Genomic DNA, 8,673 nt, shown 5'->3' on the forward strand with positions numbered 1-8,673 from the left:
GTCGGAGCGCCCCGGAGGCGAGCGGGCGAGTAGGAGCGAAGGGCCAAGCCGCCGACGAAGGAGGTGGCGCCGCGCCCGCCGACCGTCGGCACCGGGTCCAAGCGCCCCGGAGGCGAGCGGGCGACTAGAAGGCTGCGCGCACCTCGCCGACCCGGGCGCCGCCGCCGAACAGCGGGGCGGCGGCTATCCGCTCCAGCGTGCCGTCGCCGGTGCTCACACCGAGGCGGCGCAGCGCGGCGGCCAGCACCGGGCCGCGGGCCCGCTCGGCACCGTCGTCGATCTTGAAGGCGAGCGCCCGCCCGTCCGGCAGCGCCACCACCTGGACGGCCTCCGCGCCCATCTTGGCGAGCGCGCCGGGCACCGCCCGCATCAGCCGGGTGTCCGCCCGGCGGGTGCCGGCCACGTACTCGGGGTGCGCCCGCATCGCGTCGGCGACCCGGCGCTGCGGGGTGCCGGGCTCGGCCAGCACCAGGGCGCGGTAGGCGCGGGCCAGGCCGGTCAGGCCGACGGCCAGCAGCGGCGCGCCGCAGCCGTCCACCCCGACGTGCGCGGCCGGCTCGCCGGCGGACTCCTCCAGGGCCTCGCGAGCGAGCCGCTGGATCGGGTGCTCCGGGTCGAGGTAGCTGTCGGTGGGCCAGCCGTTGGCCGCGCAGGCGGCCAGCCAGCCGGCGTGCTTGCCGGAGCAGTCCATCAGGATCGGCTCGCGGTCGCCGCCCCAGCGCAGGTGCAGTTCCGCCTCAAGGTCGTCGAGCGGGAGGTCGGCCGGGGTGCGAAGGGCGGACTCGTCCAGCCCGGCACCGGCGAGGATCCGCCGCACGCCGTCAAGGTGAAACGATTCCGCGGAGTGGCTGGAGGCGGCCAGCGCCAGCAGCTCCCCCTCGATCGCCAGCCCGGCCCGCAGCGCGGCGACCGCCTGGAACGGCTTGGCGCAGGAGCGCGGGAAGACCGGCGCGTCCGGCGTGCCCAGCGCGAACTCGACCGAGCCGTCGGCGGCCAGCAGCACCAGCGAGCCGTGGTGCCGGCCCTCGACGAATCCCGAGCGTACGACTTCGGCGAGCACGGGCAGGGCGGCGGAATTGGACATGGCGAAAGCCTTCCGGAGGTGAGGGTGAACCGGGGGCGAGCCGGGCCCGTCCCCCGCCCCCGGGCGGCCCTCGCACCTGTCAGAGCGGGCCGCCTGCGAGCAGGTCGTCGACCCGTGCTTCCCCATCACGGTACCTGCGGGTGATTTCGGCGTTGCAGCCGTCCGCCGTCCGCAGCAGCCGCTGCCGCCGCCCGGACACCTCCCGCTCGTGCGCCCGCAGCCGTTCCAGCGCCGCCAGCAGCTCCTCGGCGGGGTGCGCGGCCAGGTCGGCCAACTGGACGTCGCCCATCAGCGCGTCCGCCTCCAGCTGGGACTGCTGCCCGCGCGGCGGCCCCAGGGTGACGTGCCGGGCCGAGCGGCGGACGGTGGACGGCGTGTCCGTCAGGATGGCCGGCAGCCGCTCCAGCAGGGCGCCGGCCGGCTCCGCGGTGTCGGCGGGCCGGGCGGCGCCCGCACCGGGTCTGCGGTCCAGTTCGGCGAGCAGGATGTCCATCCGGCCGTGCAGCAGCCGCCGCAGGTAGGAGAGGTCGGCCTCCTGCTCCAGGGTCTCCCGGCGAAGGGTCCGCAGCTGGTCCAGGCCCAACCGTCCGAGGTCCGGCTCGGCCCCGAGCCCCTCGGACGGCCGCCCGTACCGGTCCTGCGCCGCGCTGATCGCGTCCATCAACCAACCACCTGCCGTCGTCCCGATCCCACCCGCTCGCGGCGCCCCGTCGCCTGCCGCCGGTCCGGCCCGTCAACCGCCGCGCGCGCCGATGGCGCGTTCCCGTCCGGAGGCACGCCCGGACGCCCACGAAGGTTCCCGCCCCCGGCCGTGGCCACCCTCCGGGGCGACACGACCAGAACGCCTGACCTACCGGCTCGGCCGCCCGGCCGAACCGGGCCCGGCGCGGCGGACCTCGGCGCCCCGGACCTCGGACGCGCCGACCGGCCCCGCCTGGTGCGGCGGAGCGGCGGGCCCGTCCTCGTACGGTCCCCCAGCGTGCCACCCCGCCCGGCGCCGCCGCACCGCCCGTGCACCCGAACGGCCCCCTGGCGAAGAGGGGTGGCTGATACGACCGAAGCTTTTCGCAGGGAGAACGCCGCCGTGGTGCGCGCAGGCGCACGCCACCCGGCGTGCACTCTGGCTCGAAGCGCCCCCGGGAGCCTGCTCACGCCCCCGACGGCTCCGGCACAATGGCCGCATGCGAGCAGTGGTGCAGCGAGTGACCGAGGCCAGGGTGACGGTGGCCGGCGAGACCGTCGGCGCGATCGAGGAGCCCGGGCTCTGCGTCCTGGTCGGCGCCACCCACGACGACACCCCGGAGAAGGCGGCCCAGCTGGCGCGCAAGCTCTGGACCCTCAGGCTTCTCGAAGCGGACGAGAACGGCGTGGAGCGGTCCTGCTCCGACATCGGCGCGCCGCTGCTGGTGATCAGCCAGTTCACGCTCTACGGCGACGCCCGCAAGGGGCGCCGCCCGACCTGGAACGCCGCCGCGCCCGGCCCGGTCGCCGAGCCGCTGGTGGACGAGGTGGTCGCCCGGCTGCGCGCGCTCGGCGCCAAGGTCGAGACCGGGCGCTTCGGCGCCGACATGAAGGTCGCCCTGGTGAACGACGGCCCGTTCACCGTCATCGTCGAGGTCTGAGCCCCTACTGCGGGACGATCACGTCCTGGGTGCCCGGCACCGTGCCGGCCAGCAGCACCGCGTCCACCGGGACGTTGCGCTTCACGACGGCCAGGGCGATCGGCCCCAGCTCGTGGTGGCGCGCCGAGGAGGTGACGAAGCCGAGCGCCCGTCCCTCCGGGTCCGAGGCGAGCCGCACCTGCGTCCCGTGCGGGGGCAGCACCTCCTCGGTGCCGTCCAGGTGCAGGAAGACCAGCCGGCGCGGGGGCCGTCCCAGGTTGTGCACCCGGGCCACCGTCTCCTGGCCCCGGTAGCAGCCCTTCTGCAGGTGGACGGCGCTGGTCAGCCAGTCCACCTCGTGCGGGATGGTGCGGTGGTCGGTCTCGAAGCCCAGCCGGGGCCGGTGGCCCTCGATCCGCAGCGCCTCGTACGCCCAGACGCCCGCCGCCGGGCCGTAGGCGGCGGTCAGCTCCGCCAGCCCGGCGCGCGGCAGGAAGAGGTCCCGCCCGTACGGCAGTTCGCGGACGGCCGCCGCGCCCTCGGCGGAGGCGGTGGAGCCGGCCGGCAGGTGGACCACGGCGTAGTCGGCGGTCGCGTCGGCGACCTCGACCCGGTACATGAACCTCATGCTCTCCAGGTAGCCGACCAGCGCCTCCTGGGTGCCCGGCTCGACGTGCGCCCAGGTGGTGGCGCCGTCGTCGACCAGGTAGAGGGCGTGCTCGACGTGCCCGTTCGGGGAGAGCACCAGCGCCTCGGTGGCCTGCTGCGGCGGCAGCGCGCTGACGTGCTGGGTGACCAGCAGGTGCAGCCAGCTCAGCCGGTCCTCGCCGGTGACGGTGATCACGCCGCGGTGCGAGAGGTCCACGAAGCCGGCGCCCTGGGAGAGGTTCCGTTGTTCGCGGAAGAGGTCGCCGTAATGGGCGGCGACGCCCTCGTCGGTTCCCTCGGCGGGGACGGCTCCGGGCAGCGCAAGCAGCGGACTCTTCAGACCGGTCATACCGGCAAGCTTACGACCGCCCCGCGGCGCGCTCGGCGGTGCAGTCGGCGCAGCGGCCGAAGATGGCGAAATGCTTGAGGTCGGTGTCGAAGCCGTGCTGGGCGCGGAGGCTGTCGATCAGCGGCTGGGCGATCTCGGTGGCCGTCTCGGTGACCTTCTCGCAGTCCCGGCAGACCAGGTGCAGATGGTGGTGACGGCCGGCCAGGTGGTAGGTCGGGGCGCCGTGGCCGAGGTGGGCGTGCGAGACCAGGCCCAGCTCCTCCAGCAGCTCCAGCGTCCGGTAGACGGTGGAGATGTTGACGCCGCTGGCGGTCTGCCGGACGTGGCAGAGGATGTCGTCCGGGGTGGCGTGGTCGAGCGCGTCGACCGCCTCCAGCACGAGCTGCCGCTGCGGAGTGAGCCGGTACCCGCGCTCGCGCAGGTCGGCCTTCCAGTCGCCGGAGAGCTGCCAGTCGGTGGTGCCGGTGTCCGCCACGGTCCTGTTCCCTGCCAAACGTCGGGGGTCCTGGACCAAGTGTAGGGACCGGCCCGGGGCCGGTCCCTACCCGCGTGCGCGCCGCTGCCGGCGCCCGCGCCTACTTGAAGAAGGCGATGCCGTCGTCCGGCAGGTCGTTGATGTCCTTGATCAGCTGGGCCGGCGAGAGCACCTTCCGCAGCTGGGCGGACATGTACGGACGCAGCGGAACGTTCGGGGCGGCCTTCTCGCCGACCCAGAGCAGTTCCTCGTTGACGAAGCCGTAGAGCCGCTTGCCGCCCGAGTACTCCGGCGAACCCTCGATCCGGGCCACCGCGTCGGTGGAGACGTCGATCTGCGGCTTGCCGTCGGCCAGCTCGCCGTACCAGATCTCCACCGTGCCGTCGTCACGGACGGACGAGATCTCGACCCCGCGGGCACCGCTGGTGCCGTGCTGGTTGCTGGTGACGCGCCAGAAGGCGTGCTCGTTCTCCAGCGGGCGGACCTTCTCGCCCTCGTTGTCCAGCACCCAGGTGCGGGAGCGGAACTCCAGGAAGGGCCGTCCGTCGTGGCGGATGACGATCTCCTGGCCGAAGTTGCACTTCTCGGTGCCCGGGCCCCCCTCACCCGGCAGAGGGGCGTAGACGCCCGCGCCCTCCCAGGTGCCGAGGAGGAAGGCGAGCGGGACGACGTCCTTGTGGAGGTCAGAGGGGATCTCGATCATGTTCCTGGTCGCTGTCGTCGGTGCGGGGGTTCTTCAACCGTACGGCAGTGGCGCTCAGCGCTGGCCCTGGTAGAGCTTCATCACCGAGAAGATGGCGAACCAGGTGATCAGCACGGCCATGAGGGCCAGCAGACCGTCGAAGAAGATTTCCAGACCGGACACGGGGGGCTCCCATTGCGGCGACAGTGTGGTGGATTTTGCTGCCGCTCACTCTATCCGGAGGGTGTCGACGGGTCTCGGTGAGCCCCACCACGTCGGCGATCCGGGCCCCTGTTTCGACCTAAGGTGGCGGCATGTCCCAGAAGAAGAAGCTCGTCATCAAGGTGACCGCCGGGGCGGACGCCCCCGAGCGGTGCTCGCAGGCGTTCACGGTGGCGGCGGTGGCCGTCGCCAGCGGCATCGAGGTCTCGCTCTGGCTGACCGGCGAGTCGGCCTGGTTCGCCCTGCCGGGGCGGGCGGCGGAGTTCGAGCTGCCGCACGCGGCGCCGCTGCCGGACCTGCTGGAGTCGGTGCTGGCCGGCGGCACGCTCACGCTGTGCACCCAGTGCGCGGCGCGGCGCGGGATCGAGCAGCGGGACACCCTCGAAGGCGTCCGGATCGCGGGCGCGCAGGTCTTCGTCAGCGAGATCATGGCCGACGGCGTGCAGGCGCTCGTCTACTGACGGGGTTCGTGGTCGGGGCGGTCCCGGTCGTGGCCGGGGTCGTCCCACTTCGGGTCCTCCCAGCGCGGGTCGTCCCACCAGTCGTCCTCGGGGTCGCGCCGGTTGGCGAACACCGCCGCCGCCGGCGGGATGACCATCGCGACCACGCACATGCCCACGGCGGCCGGGACGGAGACGAACCGCACCGCTCCCCAGGCCAGCACGAACAGGCCCAGGCAGACGCCCATCATGGCGTAGTAGTAGCGGCGCCGCCGGCGGGACTTCACCTCTCCACGGTATGCCCGGGGGCCCCCGCTCGGCAGGGCCCCCGGTCACGTCGTTCCGCTGATCAGACCGCGATCGCGACCTCGGTCAGGTTGCCCTGGGAGGCGACCACCTGGCGGTCCACGGTCTGGCCCGGGATGAGCGCGCGCAGGGTCCACTTGCCCGGGCGGGCGAAGAACCGGAACTGGCCGGTCGCCGAGGTGGGCACCTCGGCCGTGAACTCGTTGTTCTCGTCGAGCAGTCGGACGTAGCCGTTGACCGGCTCGCCGTCACGGGTCACCGAACCCTGGATGATCGTCTCGTTCGCCACGTCAACTCCTGCCAGGTCCGGGCCGCCGGCCTTCGCACCGCACATTGTCTTGTTTCCCTTCTGCCTTGCGCCTGGAGCCGGTGGCTCAGTTGCCGAGCTCGATCGGCACGCCGACGAGGCTGCCGTACTCGGTCCAGGAACCGTCGTAGTTCTTCACGTTCTCCTGGCCGAGCAGCTCGTGCAGCACGAACCAGGTGAGCGCGGAGCGCTCGCCGATGCGGCAGTACGCGATGGTGTCCGTCGCCAGGTCGACGCCCTCGGCCTCGTACAGGGCCTTGAGCTCGTCGTCGCTCTTGAAGGTGCCGTCGTCGTTGGCGTTCTTCGCCCACGGGATGTTGCGCGCGGTCGGCACGTGGCCGGGGCGCTGCGACTGCTCCTGCGGGAGGTGGGCCGGGGCGAGCAGCTTGCCGGAGAACTCGTCGGGCGAGCGGACGTCGACCAGGTTGAGGCTGCCGATGGCGGCGATCACGTCGTCGCGGAAGGCGCGGATCGAGGAGTCGGCGGCCTGCGCCTTGTACTCGGTCGCGGCGCGCTGCGGCACCTCGACGACCAGGTCGCGGGAGTCCAGCTCCCACTTCTTGCGGCCGCCGTCGAGCAGGCGGACGTCGCCGTGGCCGTACAGCTTGAAGTACCAGTACGCGTAGGAGGCGAACCAGTTGTTGTTGCCGCCGTAGAGGACGACGGTGTCGTCGTTGGCGATGCCCTTGGCGCTGAGCAGCGCCTCGAAACCGGCCTGGTCGATGAAGTCGCGGCGGACCGGGTCCTGCAGGTCGCTCTTCCAGTCGATCCGGACCGCGTTGCGGATGTGGTTCTTCTCGTAGGCGGTGGTGTCCTCGTCGACCTCGACGATGACGACCTTCGGGTCGTCCAGGTGGGCCTGGACCCAGTCGGCGTCGACCAGGACGTCGCTGCGGCTCATGGTGATGTTCTCCATCCGGGGGCGGTTGGCGGAAGGTGCTCGCTGCTTCGGGTGCTGCTGCTCAGCGGTGGTGCGGGTCGCCCGTCGGCCACCGGTCCGAATTCCTGTCCGAATAGTGGGACGGGAGGCGGTGCGCGGGCCGACCGGGCGGTGCGTGGCGGAGTACGGCGGCGACGCCCGGCCAAGGAGGCCTCGGGCGGTCACCGGAAAGAATCGGCGACGGGGGCAACTGCCCTGCCTGGACGCCGAGTTAGCGCATTCGACACAGACAGGCGGCCACGCGGCACAGGTCTACCGCCCGCCGCTTGGTGAGGTCCGTCTGTCGCTTCATGCGGACGATGCTAGGGACACCCGGCGCCCGCTGTCATCAGCGTATCGAATGGTGAGACCCAGCGGCTCGCATGCTGGGATTTGACCATTTCATGGGCGTCGGGAACCAGCCGGAGCCCGGACGGCGGGGGCGCGGGGACCGGTCAGGGGGCGGGAACGGCACCGCTCCGCGACCCGCGCTGGACAGCGCGTCTCGCGGAGCGGAACGGCGGAAGGGTGGCGGGAGCGCACCGGGATCAGCCGATGAGCTTGACGTCCTCGCCGTCGAAGCCCAGCTGGAGGCCGTCCTCCTGCGGCGTCACCGACGACAGGTTCAGCCCGGCGGGCAGCTCGGAGAGGGTGAAGCTGATCGGGTCGAGGGGCTGGTCGGACACCCCGGCCAGCAGCGAGGCCATCGCGCTCAGCCGGAAACCGTCCACCGTCACCGTGTTGTCCTTGCTGTGCACCGCGGCGTCGCCGACCGGGAACGGACCCAGCGAGGCCCTGATCTTGCCCGGGCCGCCGTAGGAGAGGCTCAGCCGGGTGGCGCCGCCGAGCGAGAGCCGGCCCACGTTCGGCACCAGTTCGGAGGCCGGCGGCAGCAGCCGGGACAGGTCCGCGTAGGTGATCAGCCCCGAGCCGCTCCCGCGGTCCACGGTGGCGCTGCTCATGTTGCCGCTCACCTCGACCCCGGACAGCGTGGCCCGGAACGCGTGCAGGGCCACCTCGTCCTTGCCCTCGCCGACGGTCAGCCCGTCCGAGGAGATCCGCACCTCGTCCAGCTTCCGCGAGACGACCTGGGTGAGGAAGGGGAAGCCCTCGATCGACACGTCCGGCTTCCGGCTCATCCGGCCGCTCTTCAGGATCTGGTCGGCCGCCTCGTCCTCGGCGACGCCGACCGCGATCCGGTCGGCGCCCACCAGCACCCCCGAGAGCACCACGACACCGATCGTCGCCTTCAGCCAGCCCCGCATCGCTCTCCCCCGTGGTCGCCGGTCGCCGTCCCCCGCCGGCGCTCCGGCGGATCGGGCCGCTCCGCAGCGGCCGCTTCCGCACGACCGTACGACGTCCCGCCCCGGAACATGGTTCCGNNNGACGTCGCGGCGCTCAGCCCAGCAGCGCGGTGGCGATCCAGACCAGCGGCGCGGCGACCGCCAGCGGCAGGGCCACGCCCGCCGTCATGTGCACGAACCGGGACGGGAAGTCGTACCCGGCCACCCGGCGCCCGATCAGCGCGCCGAGACCGGCCGCCACGCCCAGGAACGGCGGCGCGCCGACGGCGAGGCCCAGGCCGACCGCCGCGACCGTCGTGGCGAGCGAGTCGGCGATCGAGGGCAGCACTCCGGCGA

General features: G+C 73.0%; 12 protein-coding genes and 1 pseudogene. 2 read left to right on the forward strand and 11 right to left on the reverse strand.

Going from position 1 to position 8,673, the window contains the following annotated elements; all coding sequences use genetic code 11:
- Positions 1-124: 124 nt before the first annotated feature.
- Together ABD308_RS33415 and ABD308_RS33420 are read right to left on the reverse strand one after the other, a co-directional pair.
- Entirely contained in the window at positions 125-1,084 is a 960-nt protein-coding gene (locus tag ABD308_RS33415; RefSeq protein ID WP_344343412.1) for an asparaginase, read from the reverse strand.
- 79 nt (positions 1,085-1,163) lie between these two features.
- A complete protein-coding gene (locus ABD308_RS33420; RefSeq protein WP_344343414.1) occupies positions 1,164-1,745 on the reverse strand; it encodes an RsiG family protein in 582 nt (193 codons plus the stop codon).
- A gap of 520 nt (positions 1,746-2,265) precedes the next feature.
- On the opposite strand from ABD308_RS33420, the gene dtd reads away from it, so the two are divergent.
- Positions 2,266-2,706, forward strand: a complete 441-nt coding sequence (gene dtd / locus ABD308_RS33425; RefSeq protein ID WP_344343416.1) for a D-aminoacyl-tRNA deacylase — start codon at positions 2,266-2,268, stop codon at positions 2,704-2,706.
- A gap of 4 nt (positions 2,707-2,710) precedes the next feature.
- Here dtd and ygfZ read toward each other — a convergent pair whose 3' ends face one another.
- The 3 genes from ygfZ to ABD308_RS33440 form a co-directional block, all read right to left on the reverse strand.
- A complete protein-coding gene (gene ygfZ, locus ABD308_RS33430) occupies positions 2,711-3,673 on the reverse strand; it encodes a CAF17-like 4Fe-4S cluster assembly/insertion protein YgfZ (protein ID WP_344343428.1) in 963 nt (320 codons plus the stop codon).
- 19 nt (positions 3,674-3,692) lie between these two features.
- Positions 3,693-4,157: a Fur family transcriptional regulator gene (locus ABD308_RS33435; protein WP_344343418.1), complete on the reverse strand. Its 465-nt coding sequence runs from the start codon at positions 4,155-4,157 to the stop codon at positions 3,693-3,695.
- Between the two features lie 100 nt (positions 4,158-4,257).
- The gene (locus tag ABD308_RS33440; RefSeq protein ID WP_344343420.1) at positions 4,258-4,860 is read right to left on the reverse strand and encodes a heme-binding beta-barrel domain-containing protein; all 603 of its coding nucleotides are present in this window, start codon (positions 4,858-4,860) and stop codon (positions 4,258-4,260) included.
- Between the two features lie 293 nt (positions 4,861-5,153).
- Here ABD308_RS33440 and ABD308_RS33445 point away from each other — a divergent pair, with 293 nt between their 5' ends.
- On the forward strand, positions 5,154-5,522 hold the full coding sequence (locus ABD308_RS33445; protein WP_344343422.1) for a DsrE family protein: 369 nt from the start codon (positions 5,154-5,156) through the stop codon (positions 5,520-5,522).
- On the opposite strand, the gene ABD308_RS33450 is transcribed toward ABD308_RS33445, so the two are convergent.
- The 6 genes and pseudogenes from ABD308_RS33450 to ABD308_RS33470 form a co-directional block, all read right to left on the reverse strand.
- Positions 5,516-5,788, reverse strand: coding sequence for a DUF3099 domain-containing protein (locus ABD308_RS33450; RefSeq protein WP_344343423.1), 273 nt, complete (start codon positions 5,786-5,788; stop codon positions 5,516-5,518). The genes ABD308_RS33445 and ABD308_RS33450 overlap by 7 nt on opposite strands.
- A gap of 62 nt (positions 5,789-5,850) precedes the next feature.
- Positions 5,851-6,141, reverse strand: a complete 291-nt coding sequence (locus ABD308_RS33455; RefSeq protein ID WP_344343425.1) for a DUF1416 domain-containing protein — start codon at positions 6,139-6,141, stop codon at positions 5,851-5,853.
- A gap of 40 nt (positions 6,142-6,181) precedes the next feature.
- Positions 6,182-7,015 carry a sulfurtransferase gene (locus tag ABD308_RS33460; RefSeq protein WP_344343430.1) on the reverse strand — a complete coding sequence of 278 codons (834 nt, stop codon included), beginning with the start codon at positions 7,013-7,015 and terminating at the stop codon, positions 6,182-6,184.
- A gap of 250 nt (positions 7,016-7,265) precedes the next feature.
- The gene (locus tag ABD308_RS39810; protein WP_350517234.1) at positions 7,266-7,346 is read right to left on the reverse strand and encodes an Ms5788A family Cys-rich leader peptide; all 81 of its coding nucleotides are present in this window, start codon (positions 7,344-7,346) and stop codon (positions 7,266-7,268) included.
- Between the two features lie 235 nt (positions 7,347-7,581).
- Complete coding sequence (locus ABD308_RS33465) at positions 7,582-8,298, reverse strand: LmeA family phospholipid-binding protein (RefSeq protein ID WP_344343427.1); 717 nt, start codon at positions 8,296-8,298, stop codon at positions 7,582-7,584.
- Between the two features lie 133 nt (positions 8,299-8,431).
- Positions 8,432-8,673 (reverse strand): annotated as a pseudogene (locus ABD308_RS33470) (hypothetical protein); the annotation flags it as partial.

This window comes from Kitasatospora putterlickiae (assembly GCF_039527695.1).
Taxonomy (GTDB): Bacteria; Actinomycetota; Actinomycetes; order Streptomycetales; family Streptomycetaceae; genus Kitasatospora; species Kitasatospora putterlickiae.

What these genes read in the sequence shown, in the direction of transcription:
- ABD308_RS33420 (WP_344343414.1), bottom strand. Translation starts at nt 1,745, where the DNA reads ATGGACGCGATCAGCGCGGCGCAGGACCGGTACGGGCGGCCGTCCGAG.
- ABD308_RS33465 (WP_344343427.1), bottom strand. Translation starts at nt 8,298, where the DNA reads ATGCGGGGCTGGCTGAAGGCGACGATCGGTGTCGTGGTGCTCTCGGGG.
- ABD308_RS33445 (WP_344343422.1), top strand. Translation starts at nt 5,154, where the DNA reads ATGTCCCAGAAGAAGAAGCTCGTCATCAAGGTGACCGCCGGGGCGGAC.
- dtd (WP_344343416.1), top strand. Translation starts at nt 2,266, where the DNA reads ATGCGAGCAGTGGTGCAGCGAGTGACCGAGGCCAGGGTGACGGTGGCC.
- ABD308_RS33460 (WP_344343430.1), bottom strand. Translation starts at nt 7,015, where the DNA reads ATGAGCCGCAGCGACGTCCTGGTCGACGCCGACTGGGTCCAGGCCCAC.
- ABD308_RS33440 (WP_344343420.1), bottom strand. Translation starts at nt 4,860, where the DNA reads ATGATCGAGATCCCCTCTGACCTCCACAAGGACGTCGTCCCGCTCGCC.
- ABD308_RS33415 (WP_344343412.1), bottom strand. Translation starts at nt 1,084, where the DNA reads ATGTCCAATTCCGCCGCCCTGCCCGTGCTCGCCGAAGTCGTACGCTCG.
- ABD308_RS33455 (WP_344343425.1), bottom strand. Translation starts at nt 6,141, where the DNA reads ATGTGCGGTGCGAAGGCCGGCGGCCCGGACCTGGCAGGAGTTGACGTG.
- ABD308_RS39810 (WP_350517234.1), bottom strand. Translation starts at nt 7,346, where the DNA reads ATGAAGCGACAGACGGACCTCACCAAGCGGCGGGCGGTAGACCTGTGC.